General features: G+C 58.1%; 27 protein-coding genes. 20 read left to right on the forward strand and 7 right to left on the reverse strand.

What is annotated here, in order from left to right; all coding sequences use genetic code 11:
- The first annotated feature begins 3 nt into the window (after positions 1 to 3).
- From rplX to bfr, 18 genes are all read left to right on the forward strand, one after another.
- Positions 4 to 318: a 50S ribosomal protein L24 gene (rplX, locus tag ACKJSM_RS08930; protein WP_003186046.1), complete on the forward strand. Its 315-nt coding sequence runs from the start codon at positions 4 to 6 to the stop codon at positions 316 to 318.
- A gap of 20 nt (positions 319 to 338) precedes the next feature.
- Positions 339 to 878, forward strand: a complete 540-nt coding sequence (gene rplE, locus ACKJSM_RS08935) for a 50S ribosomal protein L5 (RefSeq protein WP_003210069.1) — start codon at positions 339 to 341, stop codon at positions 876 to 878.
- Between the two features lie 13 nt (positions 879 to 891).
- Entirely contained in the window at positions 892 to 1,197 is a 306-nt protein-coding gene (gene rpsN, locus ACKJSM_RS08940) for a 30S ribosomal protein S14 (RefSeq protein WP_003228726.1), read from the forward strand.
- Between the two features lie 209 nt (positions 1,198 to 1,406).
- A complete protein-coding gene (rpsH, locus tag ACKJSM_RS08945; RefSeq protein ID WP_011336171.1) occupies positions 1,407 to 1,799 on the forward strand; it encodes a 30S ribosomal protein S8 in 393 nt (130 codons plus the stop codon).
- A gap of 12 nt (positions 1,800 to 1,811) precedes the next feature.
- Positions 1,812 to 2,345, forward strand: a complete 534-nt coding sequence (gene rplF, locus ACKJSM_RS08950) for a 50S ribosomal protein L6 (RefSeq protein ID WP_011336170.1) — start codon at positions 1,812 to 1,814, stop codon at positions 2,343 to 2,345.
- Between the two features lie 10 nt (positions 2,346 to 2,355).
- Entirely contained in the window at positions 2,356 to 2,706 is a 351-nt protein-coding gene (gene rplR, locus ACKJSM_RS08955) for a 50S ribosomal protein L18 (RefSeq protein WP_003186037.1), read from the forward strand.
- Positions 2,707 to 2,709: 3 nt separating this feature from the next.
- Positions 2,710 to 3,210: a 30S ribosomal protein S5 gene (rpsE, locus tag ACKJSM_RS08960; RefSeq protein WP_007955637.1), complete on the forward strand. Its 501-nt coding sequence runs from the start codon at positions 2,710 to 2,712 to the stop codon at positions 3,208 to 3,210.
- 2 nt (positions 3,211 to 3,212) lie between these two features.
- Entirely contained in the window at positions 3,213 to 3,389 is a 177-nt protein-coding gene (gene rpmD / locus ACKJSM_RS08965) for a 50S ribosomal protein L30 (RefSeq protein WP_003176408.1), read from the forward strand.
- 3 nt (positions 3,390 to 3,392) lie between these two features.
- Complete coding sequence (gene rplO, locus ACKJSM_RS08970) at positions 3,393 to 3,830, forward strand: 50S ribosomal protein L15 (protein ID WP_003228720.1); 438 nt, start codon at positions 3,393 to 3,395, stop codon at positions 3,828 to 3,830.
- Positions 3,831 to 5,159: a preprotein translocase subunit SecY gene (gene secY, locus ACKJSM_RS08975; RefSeq protein WP_003228718.1), complete on the forward strand. Its 1,329-nt coding sequence runs from the start codon at positions 3,831 to 3,833 to the stop codon at positions 5,157 to 5,159.
- Positions 5,160 to 5,186: 27 nt separating this feature from the next.
- Positions 5,187 to 5,303: a 50S ribosomal protein L36 gene (rpmJ, locus tag ACKJSM_RS08980; protein WP_002555468.1), complete on the forward strand. Its 117-nt coding sequence runs from the start codon at positions 5,187 to 5,189 to the stop codon at positions 5,301 to 5,303.
- A 130-nt stretch (positions 5,304 to 5,433) separates the two neighbouring features.
- Positions 5,434 to 5,790 carry a 30S ribosomal protein S13 gene (rpsM, locus tag ACKJSM_RS08985; protein ID WP_009045849.1) on the forward strand — a complete coding sequence of 119 codons (357 nt, stop codon included), beginning with the start codon at positions 5,434 to 5,436 and terminating at the stop codon, positions 5,788 to 5,790.
- 30 nt (positions 5,791 to 5,820) lie between these two features.
- Entirely contained in the window at positions 5,821 to 6,210 is a 390-nt protein-coding gene (rpsK, locus tag ACKJSM_RS08990; protein ID WP_002555466.1) for a 30S ribosomal protein S11, read from the forward strand.
- Between the two features lie 18 nt (positions 6,211 to 6,228).
- Entirely contained in the window at positions 6,229 to 6,849 is a 621-nt protein-coding gene (gene rpsD, locus ACKJSM_RS08995) for a 30S ribosomal protein S4 (protein ID WP_011336168.1), read from the forward strand.
- Between the two features lie 26 nt (positions 6,850 to 6,875).
- The gene (locus ACKJSM_RS09000; protein ID WP_003186012.1) at positions 6,876 to 7,877 is read left to right on the forward strand and encodes a DNA-directed RNA polymerase subunit alpha; all 1,002 of its coding nucleotides are present in this window, start codon (positions 6,876 to 6,878) and stop codon (positions 7,875 to 7,877) included.
- 42 nt (positions 7,878 to 7,919) lie between these two features.
- Positions 7,920 to 8,306, forward strand: a complete 387-nt coding sequence (gene rplQ, locus ACKJSM_RS09005; RefSeq protein WP_007955635.1) for a 50S ribosomal protein L17 — start codon at positions 7,920 to 7,922, stop codon at positions 8,304 to 8,306.
- A gap of 238 nt (positions 8,307 to 8,544) precedes the next feature.
- On the forward strand, positions 8,545 to 9,999 hold the full coding sequence (locus tag ACKJSM_RS09010; RefSeq protein ID WP_410237244.1) for a catalase: 1,455 nt from the start codon (positions 8,545 to 8,547) through the stop codon (positions 9,997 to 9,999).
- Positions 10,000 to 10,148: 149 nt separating this feature from the next.
- On the forward strand, positions 10,149 to 10,616 hold the full coding sequence (bfr, locus tag ACKJSM_RS09015) for a bacterioferritin (RefSeq protein WP_410237245.1): 468 nt from the start codon (positions 10,149 to 10,151) through the stop codon (positions 10,614 to 10,616).
- Between the two features lie 65 nt (positions 10,617 to 10,681).
- Here the strand turns inward: bfr and uvrA are convergent, their stop codons facing one another.
- Positions 10,682 to 13,516: an excinuclease ABC subunit UvrA gene (gene uvrA, locus ACKJSM_RS09020; RefSeq protein WP_410237246.1), complete on the reverse strand. Its 2,835-nt coding sequence runs from the start codon at positions 13,514 to 13,516 to the stop codon at positions 10,682 to 10,684.
- Positions 13,517 to 13,707: 191 nt separating this feature from the next.
- On the opposite strand from uvrA, the gene ACKJSM_RS09025 reads away from it, so the two are divergent.
- Both ACKJSM_RS09025 and ACKJSM_RS09030 read left to right on the forward strand, forming a co-directional pair.
- Positions 13,708 to 15,105: an MFS transporter gene (locus tag ACKJSM_RS09025; RefSeq protein WP_236180134.1), complete on the forward strand. Its 1,398-nt coding sequence runs from the start codon at positions 13,708 to 13,710 to the stop codon at positions 15,103 to 15,105.
- A 9-nt stretch (positions 15,106 to 15,114) separates the two neighbouring features.
- Positions 15,115 to 15,633: a single-stranded DNA-binding protein gene (locus ACKJSM_RS09030; protein ID WP_007966163.1), complete on the forward strand. Its 519-nt coding sequence runs from the start codon at positions 15,115 to 15,117 to the stop codon at positions 15,631 to 15,633.
- Positions 15,634 to 15,709: 76 nt separating this feature from the next.
- Here ACKJSM_RS09030 and ACKJSM_RS09035 read toward each other — a convergent pair whose 3' ends face one another.
- The 6 genes from ACKJSM_RS09035 to ACKJSM_RS09060 all read right to left on the reverse strand — a co-directional run bounded on the left by ACKJSM_RS09035 (position 15,710) and on the right by ACKJSM_RS09060 (position 20,177).
- Positions 15,710 to 16,867 carry a glutathionylspermidine synthase family protein gene (locus ACKJSM_RS09035; RefSeq protein WP_410237247.1) on the reverse strand — a complete coding sequence of 386 codons (1,158 nt, stop codon included), beginning with the start codon at positions 16,865 to 16,867 and terminating at the stop codon, positions 15,710 to 15,712.
- Positions 16,868 to 16,869: 2 nt separating this feature from the next.
- Positions 16,870 to 17,562, reverse strand: a complete 693-nt coding sequence (locus tag ACKJSM_RS09040) for a DUF1190 domain-containing protein (protein ID WP_410237248.1) — start codon at positions 17,560 to 17,562, stop codon at positions 16,870 to 16,872.
- A gap of 17 nt (positions 17,563 to 17,579) precedes the next feature.
- Complete coding sequence (locus ACKJSM_RS09045; protein WP_236180140.1) at positions 17,580 to 18,005, reverse strand: DUF350 domain-containing protein; 426 nt, start codon at positions 18,003 to 18,005, stop codon at positions 17,580 to 17,582.
- Positions 18,006 to 18,018: 13 nt separating this feature from the next.
- Complete coding sequence (locus ACKJSM_RS09050; protein WP_085654911.1) at positions 18,019 to 18,669, reverse strand: DUF2491 family protein; 651 nt, start codon at positions 18,667 to 18,669, stop codon at positions 18,019 to 18,021.
- Between the two features lie 123 nt (positions 18,670 to 18,792).
- Positions 18,793 to 19,491 (reverse strand): PspA/IM30 family protein, encoded by a 699-nt coding sequence (locus tag ACKJSM_RS09055; RefSeq protein WP_236180142.1) that lies wholly within the window; start codon positions 19,489 to 19,491, stop codon positions 18,793 to 18,795.
- Between the two features lie 17 nt (positions 19,492 to 19,508).
- Positions 19,509 to 20,177, reverse strand: coding sequence for a YjfI family protein (locus ACKJSM_RS09060; protein WP_410237249.1), 669 nt, complete (start codon positions 20,175 to 20,177; stop codon positions 19,509 to 19,511).
- Positions 20,178 to 20,267: the final 90 nt, after the last annotated feature.

Consider the following 20,267-nt stretch of genomic DNA (forward strand, 5'->3'; position numbering starts at 1 on the left):
GACATGCAAAAGATTCGTCGTGACGACGAGATCATCGTGATCGCCGGCAAAGACAAAGGTAAGCGCGGTAAGGTGCTGAAGGTTCTTGCTGACAACCGTCTGGTTGTTGGTGGTCTGAACCTGGTCAAGCGTCATACCAAGCCTAACCCGATGTCGGGCGTACAGGGCGGTATCGTCGAGAAAGAAGCGCCACTGCACGCTTCCAACGTCGCCATCTTCAATGGCGAAACCAACAAGGCTGACCGCGTTGGTTTCAAAGTAGAAGACGGTAAGAAAATTCGTGTCTTCAAGTCGACCCAAAAAGCGGTTGATGCTTGAACACTGCTAGGTAGAAGACCATGGCACGACTAAAAGAGATTTACCGGAAGGAAATCGCTCCGAAACTTAAGGAAGAACTTAAGCTTTCGAACGTGATGGAAGTTCCGCGCGTTACAAAAATCACCCTGAACATGGGTCTGGGCGAAGCTATCGGCGACAAAAAAGTCATCGAGCACGCTGTTGCTGACCTGGAAAAGATCACCGGCCAGAAAGTCGTTGTGACCTACGCTCGCAAATCCATCGCTGGCTTTAAAGTCCGTGAAGGTTGGCCGATCGGCGTCAAAGTGACTCTGCGCCGTGAGCGTATGTACGAGTTCCTGGATCGTCTGCTGTCGATCTCCCTGCCTCGGGTTCGCGACTTCCGCGGCCTGAATGCCAAGTCCTTCGATGGTCGTGGCAACTACAGCATGGGCGTGAAAGAGCAGATCATCTTCCCGGAAATCGACTACGACAAGATCGATGCTCTCCGCGGTCTGGACATTACCCTGACCACCACTGCCAAGAACGATGACGAAGGCCGCGCTCTGCTGCGTGCTTTCAAATTCCCGTTCCGCAACTGATTGGAGTAGGAAAATGGCCAAGAAGAGCATGAAAAACCGTGAGCTGAAGCGTCAGCTCACTGTTGCCAAGTACGCCACCAAGCGTGCAGCGCTGAAAGCTATCATCGTTGATCTGAACGCAAGTCCAGAAGCGCGTTGGGAAGCTACCGTAGCTCTGCAGAAGCAGCCTCGTGACGCAAGCGCTTCGCGCATGCGTAACCGCTGCCGCTTGACTGGTCGTCCGCACGGCGTTTACCGCAAGTTCGGCCTGGGCCGTAACAAGCTGCGTGAAGCTGCAATGCGTGGTGACGTTCCAGGTCTGGTTAAAGCCAGCTGGTAATTGCTGTCAAAGTCTCGATGGCTTGGTTCGCAAGAACCTGACCATCGGTGGCCTTGAACATGAATCAAGCCCCTTTTGGGGCTTGATTCATTTCTGGGGTGTGTCTAGAATGACCGGCTCGCCTGAGCCCGTGTTTTTTATGCCCGGAATTTCTCGGCGACAAGTAGTAGCCGCAAGGCTAATTTTTCTGTATTAGGAGCGTCTAGCCCATGAGTATGCAGGACCCGTTAGCGGACATGCTAACTCGAATCCGTAATGCCCAGATGGCTGAAAAGTCCGTCGTAAGCATGCCTTCTTCCACGTTGAAGGTGGCTGTAGCTAAAGTCCTGAAGGACGAAGGTTACATCGCGGGTTATCAGATCAGCAGCGAAACCAAGCCACTGCTGTCTATCGAGCTGAAATATTTCGAAGGCCGTCCGGTCATCGAAGAAGTCAAGCGCGTTAGCCGTCCAGGCCTGCGTCAGTACAAGTCCGTCGAAGAGCTGCCAAAAGTACGTGGCGGTCTCGGTGTGTCTATCGTCTCCACCAACAAAGGTGTGATGACTGATCGTGCTGCGCGCGCTGCCGGTGTCGGCGGCGAAGTTCTTTGCACTGTGTTCTAAGGGGGGATAAGCATGTCTCGCGTCGCTAAGAACCCCGTTAAGCTGCCAGCCGGTGTCGAAGTCAAATTCGCAGGCCAACAGCTTTCGGTGAAGGGTGCCAAGGGTACTCTTGAACTGAACGTCCATTCGTCCGTTGAAGTCGTTGAAGAAGCCGGTGAGCTGCGTTTTGCTGCTCGCAATGGCGATCAACAGACTCGCGCAATGGCCGGTACCACTCGTGCGTTGGTAAACAACATGGTCCAGGGCGTAAGCCAAGGCTTCGAGCGCAAGCTCCAGCTGGTCGGTGTTGGTTACAAAGCGCAAGCAAAAGGTCAGGTGCTGAACCTGGCTCTTGGCTTCTCGCACCCAGTGGATTACGAACTGCCGGAAGGCATCACCGCTGAGACTCCTAGCCAGACCGATATCCTGATCAAGGGCATCGACAAGCAGCTGGTAGGTCAAGTGGCCGCCGAGATCCGCGACTTCCGTCCACCAGAGCCGTACAAAGGCAAAGGTGTGCGCTACGCGGACGAAGTCGTCCGTCGTAAAGAAGCCAAGAAGAAGTAGGGCATAGCAAATGACCGACAAAAAAGTTACTCGACTGCGTCGCGCTCGCAAAGCACGCCTGAAAATGCACGAACTCGAAGTCGTGCGTCTCTGCGTGTTCCGCTCTTCGCAGCACATCTACGCCCAGGTCATTTCGGCCGACGGCAACAAAGTCCTGGCAAGCGCCTCGACTTTGGATAAAGAACTGCGTGATGGCGCCACTGGCAACATCGACGCGGCCACTAAGGTTGGCCAGCTGGTCGCTACGCGTGCTAAGGCCGCTGGCGTCTCGCAGGTGGCTTTCGACCGCTCTGGCTTCAAGTACCACGGCCGCGTTAAAGCGCTGGCTGATGCTGCTCGTGAAGCTGGGCTGGAGTTCTAAGTTATGTCAAATAACGACCAAAAGCGCGACGAAGGCTACATCGAGAAGCTGGTTCAAGTTAACCGCGTAGCCAAAACCGTTAAAGGCGGCCGTATCTTCACTTTCACCGCGCTGACCGTGGTTGGTGATGGTAAGGGGCGTGTTGGCTTCGGCCGTGGCAAGTCGCGTGAAGTGCCTGCTGCGATCCAGAAGGCAATGGAAGCTGCTCGCCGCAACATGATCCAGGTTGATCTGAACGGCACCACCCTGCAGTACGCAATGAAGTCTGCCCACGGCGCTTCGAAGGTGTACATGCAGCCTGCTTCTGAAGGTACCGGTATCATCGCAGGCGGCGCTATGCGTGCTGTCCTCGAAGTTGCTGGCGTTCAGAACGTTCTGGCCAAGTGCTACGGCTCGACTAACCCTGTAAACGTGGTTCACGCCACTTTCAAGGGTCTGAAGGCTATGCAGTCTCCTGAGTCCATTGCAGCCAAGCGTGGCCTGCGTGTTGAGGAGATCAAGTAATCATGGCTACCGTTAAAGTTACGCTGATCAAAAGCATGACCGGCCGCATCCCTAACCACAAACTGTGCGTTAAGGGTCTGGGTCTGCGTCGCATCGGTCACACTGTAGAAGTCCAGGATACTCCCGAGAATCGCGGGATGATCAACAAGGCTTACTACATGCTGCGTGTCGAGGGTTAATCGATGAAACTCAATGATCTGAGTCCAGCGCCGGGTTCCCGTCGCGAAAAGCATCGTCCGGGCCGTGGTATCGGTAGTGGTTTGGGTAAGACTGGTGGCCGTGGTCACAAAGGTCAGACTTCCCGCTCCGGTGGCACTATTGCTCCAGGCTTTGAAGGCGGTCAACAGCCACTGCATCGTCGCCTGCCGAAGTTCGGTTTCGTTTCCCTGAAGGCCATGGATCGCGCAGAAGTGCGTCTGTCCGAACTGGCTAAAGTGGAAGGCGACATCGTCACCGTGCAGTCCCTGAAAGATGCCAACGTGATCAACGTCAACGTACAGCGTGTGAAAATCATGCTGTCCGGTGAAGTGACTCGCGCTGTCACTATCGGCAAGGGAATCGGCGCCACCAAAGGTGCGCGTGCGGCTATCGAAGCAGCTGGCGGCAAGTTCGAGGAATAAATGGCTAAGCAAGGTGCTCTCTCTGCGCTCGGCAAAGGCGGTATGTCTGAACTTTGGGCTCGTCTGCGTTTTCTGTTCCTGGCGATTATCGTCTACCGAATAGGCGCACACATCCCGGTTCCAGGTATCAATCCGGACCGACTCGCAGACCTGTTTCGACAGAATGAGGGGACCATTCTTAGCTTGTTCAACATGTTTTCCGGCGGCGCGCTGGAGCGGATGAGCATCTTTGCACTGGGGATCATGCCGTATATTTCGGCATCGATCATCATGCAGCTGATGACCGCTGTCAGCCCGCAGCTGGAGCAGTTGAAGAAGGAAGGTGAAGCTGGCCGTCGCAAGATCAGCCAGTACACCCGCTACGGCACCGTCGTCCTCGCTCTCGTCCAGGCCATTGGCATGTCCATTGGTCTGGCGGGGCAGGGCGTTGCGTTCACTGGTGACTTTGGCTTCCATTTCGTCGCGGTCTCCACGTTTGTGGCTGGCGCGATGTTCATGATGTGGCTGGGTGAGCAGATTACTGAGCGTGGTGTAGGCAACGGTATCTCGATGTTGATTTTTTCGGGTATCGTCGCCGGTCTTCCGAGAGCAATCGGGCAGTCTTTCGAGTCTGCGCGTCAGGGCGATATCAACATCTTCGCCTTGGTTGCCATCGGTTTGCTGGCAGTAGCGATTATCGGTTTCGTGGTGTTCATTGAGCGTGGTCAGCGGCGTATCGCTGTTCACTACGCCAAGCGTCAGCAGGGCCGAAAGGTTTTTGCTGCGCAGACAAGCCACTTGCCGCTGAAGGTGAACATGGCCGGTGTTATTCCGGCTATTTTCGCGAGCAGCATTTTGCTGTTTCCGGCTTCGTTGGGTGCCTGGTTTGGTCAGTCTGAAGGTATGGGCTGGTTGCAGGACATCTCGCAGTCGATCGCTCCTGGTCAGCCGTTGAATATTCTGCTGTTTAGTGCAGGGATTATTTTCTTCTGCTTCTTCTATACGGCGTTGATGTTCAATCCGAAAGACGTAGCGGAAAACCTGAAGAAGTCCGGTGCCTTTATTCCGGGCATCCGTCCAGGTGAGCAGTCCGCACGCTATATTGATGGCGTTCTGACTCGCTTGACCATGTTCGGTGCTCTTTACATGACGGCCGTGTGCTTGTTGCCCCAGTTTCTGGTGGTTGCAGCAAACGTTCCGTTCTACCTTGGCGGGACCTCGTTGCTGATCGTGGTCGTGGTTGTGATGGACTTCATGTCCCAAGTACAATCGCACCTCGTTTCGCACCAGTACGAATCCCTGATGAAGAAAGCCAACCTGAAGGGTTACGGCAGCGGCATGTTGCGCTGAGTACCCATAAGGTTCGAGGAGTTGGTGATGAAAGTTCGTGCATCGGTGAAAAAGCTGTGCCGTAACTGCAAGATTATTCGCCGCGAAGGTGTTGTTCGAGTAATTTGCAGCGCGGAACCGCGTCACAAACAGCGCCAAGGCTGAGTGTGATTGTGCTTCAAGCCCGGTAGCTAGTGCGCTACCGGGTTGATTATTTGTTATTACAGCGATATTATCTCGCGCCCTATTTCTTGGCTTCCGGGGCGTAGGTAGCTGTCAATTGGAGTCCCACTGAATGGCCCGTATTGCAGGCGTTAACATTCCAGATAACAAGCATACTGTTATCTCGCTGACCTACATCTATGGTGTTGGTCGCACTACTGCACAGAAGATCTGTGCAGAGACTGGGGTAAACCCAGCCGCAAAGATCAAGGATCTGAGCGACGAGCAGATTGAACAGCTGCGTGGCGAAGTGGCGAAGTTCACCACTGAAGGTGACCTGCGTCGCGAAATCAACATGAAAATCAAGCGCTTGATGGACCTCGGTTGCTATCGCGGTCTGCGTCATCGTCGTGGTCTGCCAGTACGCGGTCAGCGTACCAAGACCAACGCGCGTACCCGTAAAGGTCCGCGTAAGCCGATCCGCAAGTAATCGCCCCAGCGAATCGACAGGAATTTAATCATGGCAAAACCTGCTGCTCGTCCTCGTAAAAAAGTTAAAAAGACAGTGGTTGATGGCATCGCCCACATCCATGCCTCTTTTAACAACACCATCGTGACCATCACCGACCGTCAAGGTAACGCTCTTTCCTGGGCTACCTCCGGTGGTTCGGGTTTCCGCGGTTCCCGCAAGTCCACCCCGTTCGCTGCTCAAGTAGCTGCTGAGCGTGCTGGTCAAGCTGCGCTGGAATACGGCCTGAAAAACCTCGACGTGAACGTCAAGGGCCCAGGTCCAGGTCGTGAATCCGCAGTCCGCGCTTTGAACGGCTGTGGCTACAAGATCGCCAGCATCACCGACGTGACGCCAATCCCGCACAACGGGTGCCGTCCGCCGAAGAAGCGCCGCGTGTAATCCAGGAGATTGTAAAGAATGGCTCGTTACATTGGTCCAAAATGCAAACTCGCTCGTCGCGAAGGCACCGATCTCTTCCTGAAGAGCGGCGTGCGCGCGATCGAATCGAAGTGCAACATTGAAGCAGCACCTGGTATCCACGGCCAACGCCGCGGTCGCCAGTCCGATTACGGCACCCAACTGCGCGAAAAGCAGAAGGTCCGTCGTATCTACGGCGTTCTCGAGCGTCAGTTCAGCGGCTACTACAAAGCTGCTGCCAGCAAGAAAGGTGCAACCGGTGAAAACCTGCTGCAACTGCTCGAATGCCGTCTGGACAACGTTGTATACCGTATGGGCTTCGGTTCGACTCGTGCCGAATCCCGTCAGCTGGTATCGCACAAGTCGATCAGCGTTAACGGTCAGACCGTAAACGTTCCGTCCTACCAGGTTCGTGCTGGTGACGTGGTTGCTGTTCGCGAGAAGGCAAAGAACCAACTTCGCATTGTCCAAGCTCTCGAGCTGTGCGCCCAACGTGGTCGCGTAGAATGGGTAGAGGTAGATGCTGAGAAGAAGTCGGGCGTTTTCAAGAACGTTCCTGCTCGCAGTGATCTGTCCGCCGACATCAACGAAAGCCTGATTGTCGAGCTCTACTCCAAGTAAGTAAGGGCTAGAAAATAGGTGCATCCATGCAGATTTCGGTAAATGAGTTCCTGACACCCCGCCACATTGATGTGCAGGTTGTCAGTCCAACCCGCGCCAAGATCACTCTCGAGCCTCTCGAGCGTGGTTTTGGCCACACCCTGGGCAACGCGCTGCGCCGCATCCTGTTGTCCTCAATGCCCGGCTGCGCAGTAGTCGAGGCCGAGATTGACGGTGTGCTCCACGAGTACAGCGCCATCGAAGGTGTACAGGAAGACGTAATTGAAATCCTGTTGAACCTTAAAGGTCTGGCCATCAAGCTGCACGGTCGTGACGAAGTTACGCTGACCTTGTCGAAGAAGGGTTCGGGGGTGGTTACCGCTGCCGATATTCAGCTGGATCATGATGTCGAGATCGTTAATCCCGATCACGTAATCGCTAACCTGGCGTCTAACGGCGCCCTGAACATGAAGCTCACCGTAGCTCGTGGTCGTGGTTATGAACCAGCCGACTCGCGTCAGAGCGATGAAGACGAAAGCCGCAGCATCGGTCGCTTGCAGCTCGACTCTTCGTTCAGCCCGGTTCGCCGTATCGCATACGTGGTGGAAAACGCCCGTGTCGAGCAGCGTACCAACCTGGACAAGCTGGTTATTGATCTGGAAACCAACGGTACCCTGGATCCTGAAGAGGCTATCCGCCGTGCTGCAACCATCCTGCAACAGCAGTTGGCTGCGTTCGTCGACCTCAAAGGTGACAGTGAGCCAGTGGTTGTCGAGCAGGAAGACGAGATCGATCCGATCCTGCTTCGCCCGGTTGACGATCTGGAACTGACTGTACGTTCGGCTAACTGCCTTAAGGCGGAAAACATCTACTACATCGGCGACCTGATTCAGCGTACCGAAGTAGAGCTGTTGAAGACTCCGAACCTGGGCAAGAAATCCTTGACCGAAATCAAGGACGTTCTGGCCTCCCGCGGTCTGTCCCTCGGCATGCGCCTCGACAACTGGCCGCCTGCAAGTCTTAAGAAGGACGACAAGGCGACTGCCTGATCGTCGTAATCACCGAACGTAGTGTTTGGTAAGGAATGAACCATGCGTCATCGTAAAAGTGGGCGTCACCTGAGCCGCACCAGCTCGCACCGCAAGGCCATGTTCCAAAACATGGCGGTGTCGCTGTTCGAGCACGAGCTGATCAAAACTACTCTGCCAAAAGCCAAAGAACTGCGCCGCGTTGCCGAGCCGCTGATCACTCTGGCCAAGACAGACAGCGTTGCTAACCGTCGTCTGGCTTTCGACCGTACTCGTTCGAAAGCTATCGTTGGTAAGCTCTTCAACGACCTGGGCAAGCGTTACGCTACCCGTGAGGGTGGCTACCTGCGCATCCTCAAGTGCGGTTTCCGCGCTGGCGACAACGCGCCTATGGCGTACGTCGAACTGGTTGATCGTGCTGTCGGCGGTGAAGCTGTATCCGCTGAGTAAGACATCAGTCTGAAACAAGGAACCGGGCCTAGTGCCCGGTTTTTTGTGCCTGTAAGAAATGCGCTGTTCGTACAAGTTTCTAACCTGTTTGGGTCTGCACTATATGCGGGGAGTTATCGTTAGTTTTTCTCTATTGATGACTATAAGTTAATGAATTTGTGGCTGTCATATTGATGATCGATACTCCCCAACAAGCCGATTAGCCGGCAGTTCAAGACCGATAGAGGAAGAAGATCGCATGAGCCAGAACAAGACGCTTACGACCGCCAGTGGCGCACCTGTCGCCGATAACCAGAACTCTCGCTCCGCTGGCCCTCGTGGCCCTTTGCTGCTCGATGACTTCCATTTGATCGAAAAGCTTGCTCACTTCAACCGGGAAAATATTCCTGAGCGCCGTGTACACGCCAAGGGTTCGGGTGCCTACGGGACTTTCACCGTCACCCGTGACATTACGCAGTACACCAACGCCAAACTGTTTTCTGTTGTCGGCAAGCAAACCCCGACCTTTCTGCGTTTTTCAACAGTGGGTGGCGAGCGTGGTTCAGCCGATACCGAACGCGATCCGCGTGGCTTTGCACTCAAGTTTTATACCGAAGAAGGCAACTGGGACATCGTTGGGAATAACACGCCAGTGTTCTTCATTCGCGATCCGCTGAAATTCCCTGACTTTATTCATACCCAGAAACGCCTGCCGCAAAGCAACCTGAAAAGTGCGCAGATGATTTGGGACTTCTGGTCGCATTCGCCTGAGGCGCTGCACCAGGTCACCATTCTGTTCTCCGATCGCGGCATTCCGGACGGCTATCGCCATATGCATGGTTTTGGCAGTCACACCTACAGCCTGATCAACGCACAAGGTGAGCGTCATTGGGTGAAATGGCACTACAAGACCAAACAAGGCATCAAGAACCTCGCGCCGACAGAGGCGGCGCGCCTGGCGGGCACAGATCCCGATTACGCACAGCGTGATTTGTTCGAAGCGATCGAGCGCGGTGATTTCCCGAAATGGCGCGTTTGCATCCAGATCATGACTGAAGCCCAGGCTGCTGCGCACTACGAGAACCCGTTCGACGTGACCAAGACCTGGTCGCAAAAGGAGTTTCCACTGATCGAAGTGGGTGAGCTGGAATTGAACCGTAATCCGCTCAACTACTTTGCCGAGGTCGAGCAAGCGGCGTTCGGTCCAAGCAACATGGTGCCCGGTGTCGGTCTGTCACCAGATCGCATGCTGCAAGGTCGTGTGTTTGCTTACGCCGATGCCCACCGCTACCGCGTCGGCACCAACCATCAGCAACTGCCGGTGAATGCGCCGCGCAGCCCGGTGAACACCTATCAGCGCGACGGTTCGATGGCCTTTGGCAACAACGGTGGAGCTGCGCCGAACTACGAGCCAAACAGCTACGTAGAGTCGCCTAAGCAAGCGCCGCACTATGCCGAGCCTGCACTGGCCCTGAGCGGCGCGGCTGATCGCTACGATCACCGTGAAGACACCGACTACTACAGTCACGCCGGTGCGCTGTTCCGCTTGATGAGCGATGAGCAGAAAGCGTTGCTGGTCAGCAACATCGCCGGTGCGATGGCAAGTGTTTCGAGTGATGTCGTCGATCGTCAGCTGCAGCATTTCTACAAGGCCGATCCGGCGTACGGAGAAGCAATCGCCAAGCTGCTCAACGTACAGCTTAACGAAGTCTAAACGAGAAGCAGAACCGCCCTCATTAGGGCGGTTTTTGCGTTATTTAGGCTGCTTTTCTCAGAATTTCTTCGCTTTTATTGCGCGAAGTGAGTGACCTTCCAGTCAGGTTGGTTCAAACTACAGACTTTCAAGCAGGGAGATGTAGGGCGATGCAAGGCCACCCAGACGTTATCGATTACCTCAACACGTTGCTGACCGGCGAACTGGCCGCGCGTGACCAATATTTTGTTCACTCGCGGATGTATGAGGACTGGGGATTCACCAAGCTCTACGAACGAATCAACCACGAGATGGAAGAAGAGGCCGGTCATGCCGATGCGCTGATGCGCCGGATTCTGATGCTCGAAGGCACTCCGCGCATGCGCCCGGATGACCTGGACGTCGGCACCACCGTGCCGGAAATGCTCGAAGCGGATCTGCGCCTCGAATACAAGGTGCGCGCCGCGCTGTGCAAGGGCATCGAACTGTGCGAACAGCACGGCGACTATGTCAGCCGCGAGATCCTGCGGGTGCAGCTCAATGACACCGAAGAAGATCACACCTACTGGCTGGAAAAGCAGCTGGGCCTGATCAAGCTGATCGGTATCCAGAACTACCTGCAGTCCCACGCGTCCTGATTGCAGCCGATACAAAACAGCCCCTGTCACTGACGAAGTGACAGGGGCTTTTTCATGCCTGGCAATCAGGCCCGATCGCGGATCAGCAGCGGCTTGAGGTAATGGCCGGTGTGAGACTGTTTCATCTCGGCCACTTCCTCCGGCGTACCGGTGGCGATGATCTGTCCGCCTTTCGAACCACCCTCAGGGCCAAGATCCACCAGCCAGTCGGCGGTCTTGATCACGTCGAGGTTGTGTTCGATCACCACCACGGTGTTGCCGTGGTCGCGCAGGCGATGCAGTACGTCGAGCAATTGCTGGATATCCGCGAAGTGCAGACCGGTGGTCGGCTCATCGAGGATGTACAGGGTTTTGCCGGTATCGCGCTTGGACAGCTCGCGGGACAACTTGACCCGCTGGGCCTCACCGCCGGACAGCGTGGTCGCCGACTGCCCTAGCTTGATGTACGACAAGCCCACATCCATCAGCGTTTGAAGCTTGCGCGCCAGCGCCGGCACCGCGTCGAAGAACTCCCGCGCTTCCTCGATAGTCATCTCGAGGGTTTCGTGGATGCTCTTGCCCTTGTATTTGATCTCGAGGGTTTCGCGGTTGTAGCGCTTGCTCTTGCACACGTCGCATGGGACGTAGATGTCCGGCAGGAAGTGCATTTCCACCTTGATCAGGCCATCGCCCTGGCAGGCTTCGCAGCGACCGCCCTTGACGTTGAACGAGAAACGCCCCGGGCCGTAACCACGGGAGCGGGACTCGGGCACGCCGGCGAACAGTTCGCGAATCGGCGTGAACAGCCCGGTGTAGGTCGCCGGGTTGGAGCGCGGCGTGCGGCCGATTGGACTCTGGTCAATGTCGACGACCTTGTCCAGATGTTCCAGGCCCTTGATGCTGTCGTGGGCTGCCGCTTCCAGGGTGGTCGCGCCATTGAGTGCCGTGGCGCTCAGCGGGAACAGCGTGTTGTTGATCAGCGTCGATTTGCCGGAGCCGGAGACGCCGGTCACGCAAGTCAGCAGGCCGATCGGGATTTCCAGGTCGACGTTGCGCAGGTTGTTGCCGCGCGCGCCCTTGAGCATCAGCACCTGTTTCTTGTTGCGCGGTGTGCGCTTGGCCGGCACTTCGATCTTGACCCGGCCCGACAGGTATTTGCCGGTCAGCGAGTCCGGGTGCGCCATGACTTCGCCTGGCGTGCCTTCGGCGACGATCTGTCCCCCGTGAACACCGGCGCCCGGGCCGATATCCACTACGTAGTCGGCCAGGCGGATCGCGTCTTCGTCGTGCTCGACCACAATCACCGTGTTGCCGATGTCGCGCAGGTGCTTGAGGGTGCCGAGCAGCCGATCGTTGTCGCGCTGGTGCAGACCAATCGACGGCTCATCGAGGATGTAAAGAACACCCACCAGGCCTGCGCCGATCTGACTGGCCAGACGAATCCGTTGCGCCTCGCCGCCGGACAATGTATCGGCACTGCGATCCAGCGACAGATAGTCCAGGCCGACGTTGACCAGAAACTGCAGGCGCTCACGGATCTCCTTGAGAATCTTGTCGGCGATTTCGCCACGGCGGCCGGTCATCTTCAGCGCGCCGAAGTAATCGCAGGCGTCGCCGATCGGCAGGTTGGTCACCGCCGGCAGGGTTTTCTCGCCCACCCACACGTGCCGCGCTTCGCGACGCAGGCGAGTGCCACGGCAATCCGGGCACGACTGGGTGCTGAGGAACTTCGCCAGTTCTTCACGCACGCTGGCCGATTCGGTTTCGCGGTAGCGGCGCTCAAGGTTCGGCACGATGCCTTCGAACGGGTGCGAGCGTTTGACGATGTCGCCCCGGTCGTTGAGGTATTTGAAATCGACGTTCTGCGAACCACTGCCGTGCAGGATGAACTTCTGCTGATCGGCCGGCAGCTCGTTGAACGGCTGCTCCAGACTGAAGCCGTAATGCGCGGCCAGTGAGCCGAGCATCTGGAAGTAATAGACGTTGCGCCTGTCCCAGCCACGGATCGCGCCTTCGGCCAGGGTCAAATCACCGTTGACCAGTCGCTTGATGTCGAAGAACTGCTTCACCCCCAGACCATCGCAGGTCGGGCAGGCGCCGGCCGGGTTGTTGAAGGAAAACAGCTTGGGTTCCAGCTCGCTGATCGCGTGGCCGCAGACCGGGCAGGCGAAGCGCGCGGAGAAGATCATCTCTTCGCCCGGTTCATCGTCCATCGGCGCCACCAGGGCAATGCCGTCGGCCAGCTTCAGCGCGGTTTCGAAGGATTCGGCCAGACGCTGCTGCAGGTCGGCGCGAACCTTGAAACGGTCGACCACCACTTCGATCGTGTGCTTCTTCTGTTTATCCAGTTTCGGCAGTTCGTCCAGCTCGCACAGCCGGCCATTGACCCGAGCCCGGACGAAGCCCTGGGCACGCAGTTCCTCGAATACCGACAGGTGCTCGCCCTTGCGCTCGCGGATCACCGGCGCCAGCAGCATCAGCTTGCTGCCTTCCGGCTGAGCCAGCACCAGGTCGACCATCTGGCTGACGGTCTGCGCTTCCAGCGGGATGTCGTGATCCGGGCAGCGTGGCGTACCGACGCGCGCATAAAGCAGACGCAGGTAGTCGTAGATTTCGGTGATGGTGCCGACCGTGGAACGCGGGTTGTGCGAGGTCGACTTCTGTTCGATGGAGATCGCCGGCGACAGGCCTTCGATGGTGTCGACGTCGGGTTTTTCCATCATCGACAGGAACTGTCGGGCATAGGCCGACAGGGATTCGACATAGCGGCGCTGACCTTCGGCGTACAGCGTGTCGAAGGCCAGGGACGACTTGCCGGATCCGGACAGGCCGGTGATGACGATCAGTTTGTCCCGTGGCAGGGTCAGGTCGATGTTCTTCAGGTTGTGGGTGCGGGCCCCACGAATCAGGATCTTGTCCAAAATGGCCTCGCTCGGCGGGCGTCGAAAACACAGGAGTATACGGCCAAATACTGGATGGATGCACACTATCAAGTGAAGGGTTTTTTGCCTTACATGAAGAGAGTTTCATCTGTACGCGTCAAAGCGTCGCGATATACCCCGTCTCTCGATGGGACTGGTAGAATCGCCGCCGGTTCACACGAGGTTTTTCCATGCACGATCCCCACAGCGAACGCATGAGTGGCAGCGAGACCCGCGCGGCGAGCGGTCTGGCCCTGGTGTTCGCCTTCCGTATGCTTGGCATGTTCATGGTGTTGCCGGTACTGGCGACCTACGGCATGGATCTGGCGGGAGCGACCCCGGCCCTGATCGGGCTGGCGATCGGCGCTTACGGCCTGACCCAGGCGATTTTCCAGATTCCGTTCGGGATCATTTCCGACCGCATCGGCCGGCGTCCGGTGATTTACCTGGGGCTGATCGTCTTCGCCCTCGGCAGCGTGCTGGCGGCCCAGGCCGATTCGATCTGGGGCGTGATTGCCGGGCGGATCCTGCAGGGCGCCGGCGCTATTTCCGCGGCGGTCATGGCTTTGCTTTCCGACCTGACCCGCGAACAGCACCGCACCAAAGCCATGGCCATGATCGGCATGACCATCGGCCTGTCGTTCGCCGTGGCCATGGTGGTCGGCCCGCTGCTGACCCGTGCGTTCGGCTTGTCCGGCCTGTTTTTCGCCACCGGCGGCATGGCCCTGGTCGGGATCGTGATCGTGATGTTCATGGTGCCGAAATCCACCGGACCGCTGAGTCATCGCGAATCCGGCGTGGCGCGTCAGGCATTGATGCCGACGCTCAAGCACCCGGACCTGCTGCGGCTGGACCTGGGCATTTTTGTGTTACATGCGATGTTGATGTCGAGCTTCGTCGCACTGCCCCTGGCGCTGGTCGAAAAGGCCGGCCTGCCCAAAGAGCAGCACTGGTGGGTGTACCTCACCGCGTTGCTGATTTCTTTCTTCGCCATGATCCCCTTCATTATCTACGGCGAGAAAAAACGCAAAATGAAACGAGTTTTGCTCGGCGCCGTGATGACGCTGATGCTGACTGAGCTATTCTTCTGGCAGTTCGGCGACAGCCTGCGGGCTCTGGTGATCGGGACGGTGGTGTTCTTCACCGCCTTCAATCTGCTGGAAGCATCGCTGCCGTCGCTGATCAGCAAGGTTTCACCGGCAGGTGGCAAGGGCACGGCCATGGGCGTGTACTCCACCAGTCAGTTCCTCGGCTCGGCACTCGGCGGGATTCTCGGCGGCTGGATGTTCCAGCATGGCGGTCTGTCGGTTGTGTTCCTTGGATGTGCCGGGCTGGCTGCACTTTGGCTGGCCTTTGCTGTTACCATGCGCGAACCTCCCTACGTGACGAGCCTGCGCCTGCCGCTATCGCCCGAAGCGATCCGCGAAGCGGGTCTGGTCGAGCGTCTCAAGGCCCTCGTAGGGGTAACTGATGCAGTGATAGTCGCTGATGAAGCGGCGATCTACATCAAACTGGACACCGAATTAATGGATCGCACCACTCTCGAGCGCCTGGTGAACAACCCGGCGCAGACTGCGTGCGAAGCCTAGGAGAACGTTATGGCCCGTGGGGTTAACAAAGTCATTCTGGTCGGTACTTGCGGCCAGGATCCCGAAGTCCGCTACCTGCCCAACGGTAACGCCGTGACCAACCTGAGTCTGGCGACCAGCGAGCAATGGACCGACAAGCAGACCGGTCAGAAGGTCGAGAAGACCGAGTGGCACCGCGTATCGATGTTCGGCAAGGTTGCCGAGATTGCCGGCGAATACCTGCGCAAGGGTTCGCAGGTCTACATCGAAGGCAAGCTGCAGACCCGCGAGTGGGAAAAGGACGGTATCAAGCGTTACACCACCGAGATCGTGGTCGACATGCAAGGCACCATGCAGCTGCTGGGCGGCCGTCCACAACAGGGCGACCAGCAAGGCGGTGGCAATAATTATCAGCAGCAGGCGCCACGCCAGCAGGCTCCGCGCCCGCAGCAGTCGGCACCGCAGCAGCGTCCGGCCCCGGCTCCACAGCAGGCCGCACCGCAACCGGCTCCGGATTTCGACAGTTTCGATGACGACATTCCGTTCTGATTCGCTGTTGTATTCGCGCTAAACAAAAAAGGCCCGTCGCTGAACACGACGGGCCTTTTTCATGTGTGCAGGTTTTTCAGTCAAGAATCAGATGCGGCAGAAACCGGCTCGAATCCTTGGTGATCAGGCTGTTGTCTTCGCGCACGCCAATCCCGGCCGCCTGATCGCCGATCACCCATGAGCCGATCAGCGTGTAGCTGTCGTCGAACTTCGGCAAAGGGGCAAATTCCTGCAGGATGAAGGGCGCGTCGGTGTAGGGCCCATCCTCTTTGACAATCAGGCCCTCGGCGGTCTGCAGCTCGATGTTGGCGCCTTCCCGGGAGAAGTATGGCTTGCGTACCCAACCCTTGGGCACCGGGCTGCCCGGGTTCGGATCGAGGTGCGCGGCGAGCAGGTTCGGATGGCCTTTGTGCAGTTCCCAAAGCAACGGCAGGGCGCCCTTGTTGGAGAGGATCGACTTCCACGCCGGTTCGAAAAACTGGGTGTCGCACTCAGCGATCGCCGCGCCAAACGGTTCGTGGAAGATGAACTCCCAGGCGTGCAGCTTGAACAGGTGCGGGATCCAGCGATCCTCAAGATCCACGAAACGACCGTCAGCGCTCAGGCCGATGTCTTCGATGTCGATATGCCGCGATTCGATGCCGACCTTCTCTGCGATCAGCCGCAGATAATCCGTGGTGCCCTTGTCTTCGACCGAGTCTTTCATCGAGGCGAAGTAAAACGGCCGCGTGAGTTTCAGTTCGGCGAAGGCCTCGTGCAGGCGGGTGTCGATGCTGTTGAACTGGTCGGCATGGCGCGGCAGCAGCCCGCGCTCGATGCACTGCTCCAGCCAGCCCCACTGGAACGCTGCCGCTTCGTAAAGACTGGTGGGCGTGTCGTAGTTGAGTTCGAGCAGCTTCGCCGGGCCGTTGCCGCTGTAGGAGAAGTCCATGCGCCCGTACAGATGCGGATGACCTTCCAGCCAGGACGTTCGGATCATGTCGTAGTACGCCGCCGGAATGCTCAGGCGATCCAGCAGTTCTTCGCTGTGCACGACGCGGTCGACCAGATCCATGCACATCTCGTGCAGCTCGGTGGTCGGGTCCTCCAGATCGGTTTCGATCTGCGCCAGCGTGAACTGGTAATAGGCGCGCTCGTCCCAGTACGGCTCGTCGTCGATGGTGTGAAACAGAAAGCCGAGGCTTTCGGCGGTCTGTTTCCAGTCATGGCGCTCGGCGCAATGGATTTTCTTCATGGTCAGCTGCTCGAACGGCCCCAGCCGCCCCAACCGCTGCGCGCGCTGGACTGGCTGCCGAAGCCGCCACGGGAGGTGGACGAAGCGACGTTGACCGGTTTGCGGTAATCGCTGTCGTAGTCCCGCTGGCTGCGGCTCGGCGCCGATTCGATGCGACGGTTCAGCGTCGAGGTGTCGTAGGTCTGGCGGGTATTGCGCTCACGATAAACCGGCCGCGAGTCGCTTGCGCGGTTGTTGCTCATGGCATTGCCGATCAGCCATCCGGTGAGCCAGCCATTGCCGGCACCGCCTGAGGAGTGCGAAGTGCTCGTCTGATTGCTCTGTACGGCCGCAGCGTCGCCAGCGGGCATCTGGGCATTGGCGATTGCATCGAGGTTCTGCGCCGGCTCACCGTCCTGCGGCACCTTGAAACCACCGAGCTTGGGCACGAAACGGCCGGCGGAATTTTTCTGACACCAGTCGGCGGCAAAGTCCGCGTCGCAGGCCGCCTTGTCGTCGTAGGCCGGGGAGATCCGTCGGTGCTCGGCCAGGGCCGCGACGTAGGCGTTCGAGCAGACATCCGGCGCCACTTCGGCATCGACGCATTGCTCAACACTCTGGAAGTTGCGTTGCTGCTCTTGGGCGGCTGCTTCACCGGAAATCGCCAGGGCTACCGAAGCGGCCAGCGACAGTTGAACGTACTTGCTTCGTTTCATCTCAGGCTTCCTGCCGATCAGTAGGACGGGGTCATGCACGCGGCGTTGAGCATGCCGACGCTGATCGCCACCGCCGCCACATAAATGCCCGCAGCGATTTCACCGTTGGCGATGCGCTGGGACGTGCCCTTGAGCACCAGCCCGGTCGCCAGGAAAGCCAGCAATTGCACCGCGGCCGCGATCACCGCCCAGAGGACGAAGTCGAGGACGTTGATCGAATGGGCGATCACGTTGCTCGCCGGAATCGCGAAGCCGATGATTGCGCCGGCCAGGGCAATGGCGGCGGCGACGTTGCCGGAACGGATCAGCTCGAATTCCTTGTGCGGTGTGATGCGGGTGTAGACGAACTGAAACAGCATGAACAGCAGCACGGCGCCGATCAGGTACGCGACGAAACCGACCAGCGCGGCTTTGTTCAGGGAAATGGACAACGCTTCCAGCATGGAAAACTTCCTTTTAAATGGTGCTCAAATCGGTGGTGTACAGCGAGATGCCCAGCGAGGTGCTCAGGCTGACGGTGCCTTCTTCATCCTGCTCGACGGAGAACAGCAAGAGTTCGCGGCGATCGGTCAGGCCGGTGTCCCGGGCGTAGAGCATCGAGTGATGGTTGATGGTGTAGGACTCGTCCGGGTTGATCACCTGTTCGGTGAGCGGCACCAGTTCGGTCTGGCCGCGTTCGGTGCCCCATTCTCGGGTGTACTCGACACCTTCGTGGCGATAGGTCGGCAGGCCGATCAGGCTGTTCGGCCCGGCCAGGCGCTGCAGTTCGGCGTCACTGTTGACCGTCACATAGCTGACGTAGTTGAACAGCGTCACCGATTCGATCTGGTCGTCGCCGGTGACATGGATCTGTACCCAGAATTCTTCATCGTTCAGGTAGTAGCGATGCAGTTTGTTCGACTGACCGAGGTCGATCCAGCCCGCGCTCCAGATGGCCTGGGCGTCGGGAACCCGCACTGAAGTGCTGCCGTCGAGCAACAGGCCGAGGGTCGTGTCGAAGCGGATCGCCTTGCCCTGCGCCAGTCCGAGGGGGCCGCCGGCAGACCCGGACGCCGGCGCTGCCGACTGCCAGTTGCTGGTGCCGAGCAAATCTTTGAACCATCCCATGGGTACATTCCTTGAAGCGGGTGGAGGTATTCGTTGGCAAAACGCCGCTAGTGTACCGGGCGCGCGGCGAACGAGCAGGCAAAAAAGAAGGGCACCCGGTGCCCTTCTTTACTCCCGCCGCCGTTACGGAGCGGACTTCTGCTTCAGACGCTCGAGGATGGCGTTGGCGCTGCCTTCGTTCGGCGTGATGCCGGCTTCGCGCAGCTTGCGGTCCAGGTCGTTGCCGGTCGAAGCATCGGCCAGTTCGTCGGCAGCACTCAGCTCGGCCGCGCGTTGCTGCTGTTTGGCTTGCAGACGGTTCAGGGTACCGACGGCAGTTTCCAGCTTGCCGTTGGCGCCGCCGCTGGCGATCGAGGCGCTGACCTGAGCCTTCTGCACGCTTTCACGGGCCTTGGCCATGTCCACTTGCTGGCGCAGGCTCTTGATCCGCGCTTCGGCCTTGTTGATGTCCTTGCGCATGTTGTCGGCGTAGGTGCCGAACTCGTCGCTCTGCTTTTTCTCGACGTCGAGGTCGTTGGTCAGGGTCGAGATCGCTTCAGCCACTTCCAGCGCCAGGTCTTCACGGCCGGCGTTCAGGGCGGAAACGGCCTTGGCTTCCAGGTCCTTGATCTTGGCTTCGTACTCGCTCACGCGGTCGGCGGAGAGTTTGTGCTTGGCCATGATGGTGACAAGTTCGCGACGGGCGTTGGACAGCGCGCTGTCGGCGTCACGGATTTCCTGATCGAGGATGCGCAGGGCCTGCTGGTCGGCGATCGCTTCGCCGACTTCGTTGGCGCCGCCGCGCAGCGCGGTGAACAACTTGCTCCAGATGGACTGAGTCATTGGATATTCCCTGTTGATTACTTGAAGAAGTGTTCGAAGGCTTCGCTGGCGCGCTGCACGTTATCGACCAGGGTTTTCACCTCGGTCACCACGTTGGTCAGGCTCGAGTCGGCACTCAGTGCACCGAACATGTTGTAGACGGTCTGGCCGTTGGGCATGGTCTCGATGCCGATCGACGACAGCGGAAACATTTCCCGGCTGCGCAGCACGGCGTCGTTGAACGCGCGCACGTCGGTGATCGAATCGATGTCCACCAGCACGGTGTCGACAATGATCTGCTGACCGGCGATGGCGATGTGAATCGGCAGACCGCCGAATTCGTTCATTTCCAGCTTGAGGCTGGGTTCGGAGCTCTGGATCAGAGACAGCGTGATCTCTTGCGAAGCCACCTCGTCCAGCGCCTTGAAAGCGTTGTGGAGGCTATCGATGTTCCAGTTGTTGCCTGCGCTCATGTAATTCTCCGACATGAAAGAGCCAGCCAGAATCGGTTGGCGTAGCTGTTGCTCCATTTGCTTGAGCAAGCTTCGGTTTTCCGGAAGCACCCAAGTTTCGTGTTTCACATAACCGGCGGCAGCCAGGCCCGCGCGCATCTGCTTCATGTAGAAGCTCGACGGTTTTTTCGCGGACGGTGTCGAGCGCACTCCCTTTGAGCTCTCTGACGGCGTAGCAGGGGAGCGGCTTTTCATGGCGATGACTCCGTTATGAACATCTCACGCGTGAGCCACACTACAACCAAATCAAAATGCCATCAATGGCTCACGCGTGAGATTTTCATG

Origin of the sequence: Pseudomonas sp. PHC1 (genome assembly GCF_046487845.1) — a bacterium.
GTDB classification, from domain to species: Bacteria; Pseudomonadota; Gammaproteobacteria; order Pseudomonadales; family Pseudomonadaceae; genus Aquipseudomonas; species Aquipseudomonas sputi.

Coding starts and splice junctions, on each gene's coding strand:
- rpsM (WP_009045849.1), top strand. CDS start 5,434: ATGGCCCGTATTGCAGGCGTTAACATTCCAGATAACAAGCATACTGTT.
- ACKJSM_RS09025 (WP_236180134.1), top strand. CDS start 13,708: ATGCACGATCCCCACAGCGAACGCATGAGTGGCAGCGAGACCCGCGCG.
- rplE (WP_003210069.1), top strand. CDS start 339: ATGGCACGACTAAAAGAGATTTACCGGAAGGAAATCGCTCCGAAACTT.
- rpsE (WP_007955637.1), top strand. CDS start 2,710: ATGTCAAATAACGACCAAAAGCGCGACGAAGGCTACATCGAGAAGCTG.
- ACKJSM_RS09035 (WP_410237247.1), bottom strand. CDS start 16,867: ATGAAGAAAATCCATTGCGCCGAGCGCCATGACTGGAAACAGACCGCC.
- ACKJSM_RS09050 (WP_085654911.1), bottom strand. CDS start 18,669: ATGGGATGGTTCAAAGATTTGCTCGGCACCAGCAACTGGCAGTCGGCA.
- ACKJSM_RS09055 (WP_236180142.1), bottom strand. CDS start 19,491: ATGACTCAGTCCATCTGGAGCAAGTTGTTCACCGCGCTGCGCGGCGGC.
- ACKJSM_RS09040 (WP_410237248.1), bottom strand. CDS start 17,562: ATGAAACGAAGCAAGTACGTTCAACTGTCGCTGGCCGCTTCGGTAGCC.
- rpmD (WP_003176408.1), top strand. CDS start 3,213: ATGGCTACCGTTAAAGTTACGCTGATCAAAAGCATGACCGGCCGCATC.
- bfr (WP_410237245.1), top strand. CDS start 10,149: ATGCAAGGCCACCCAGACGTTATCGATTACCTCAACACGTTGCTGACC.
- ACKJSM_RS09010 (WP_410237244.1), top strand. CDS start 8,545: ATGAGCCAGAACAAGACGCTTACGACCGCCAGTGGCGCACCTGTCGCC.
- rpsK (WP_002555466.1), top strand. CDS start 5,821: ATGGCAAAACCTGCTGCTCGTCCTCGTAAAAAAGTTAAAAAGACAGTG.
- rpsH (WP_011336171.1), top strand. CDS start 1,407: ATGAGTATGCAGGACCCGTTAGCGGACATGCTAACTCGAATCCGTAAT.
- ACKJSM_RS09000 (WP_003186012.1), top strand. CDS start 6,876: ATGCAGATTTCGGTAAATGAGTTCCTGACACCCCGCCACATTGATGTG.
- rplQ (WP_007955635.1), top strand. CDS start 7,920: ATGCGTCATCGTAAAAGTGGGCGTCACCTGAGCCGCACCAGCTCGCAC.
- rpmJ (WP_002555468.1), top strand. CDS start 5,187: ATGAAAGTTCGTGCATCGGTGAAAAAGCTGTGCCGTAACTGCAAGATT.
- rplX (WP_003186046.1), top strand. CDS start 4: ATGCAAAAGATTCGTCGTGACGACGAGATCATCGTGATCGCCGGCAAA.
- rplR (WP_003186037.1), top strand. CDS start 2,356: ATGACCGACAAAAAAGTTACTCGACTGCGTCGCGCTCGCAAAGCACGC.
- secY (WP_003228718.1), top strand. CDS start 3,831: ATGGCTAAGCAAGGTGCTCTCTCTGCGCTCGGCAAAGGCGGTATGTCT.
- ACKJSM_RS09045 (WP_236180140.1), bottom strand. CDS start 18,005: ATGCTGGAAGCGTTGTCCATTTCCCTGAACAAAGCCGCGCTGGTCGGT.
- ACKJSM_RS09060 (WP_410237249.1), bottom strand. CDS start 20,177: ATGAAAAGCCGCTCCCCTGCTACGCCGTCAGAGAGCTCAAAGGGAGTG.
- rplF (WP_011336170.1), top strand. CDS start 1,812: ATGTCTCGCGTCGCTAAGAACCCCGTTAAGCTGCCAGCCGGTGTCGAA.
- rplO (WP_003228720.1), top strand. CDS start 3,393: ATGAAACTCAATGATCTGAGTCCAGCGCCGGGTTCCCGTCGCGAAAAG.
- rpsD (WP_011336168.1), top strand. CDS start 6,229: ATGGCTCGTTACATTGGTCCAAAATGCAAACTCGCTCGTCGCGAAGGC.
- rpsN (WP_003228726.1), top strand. CDS start 892: ATGGCCAAGAAGAGCATGAAAAACCGTGAGCTGAAGCGTCAGCTCACT.
- ACKJSM_RS09030 (WP_007966163.1), top strand. CDS start 15,115: ATGGCCCGTGGGGTTAACAAAGTCATTCTGGTCGGTACTTGCGGCCAG.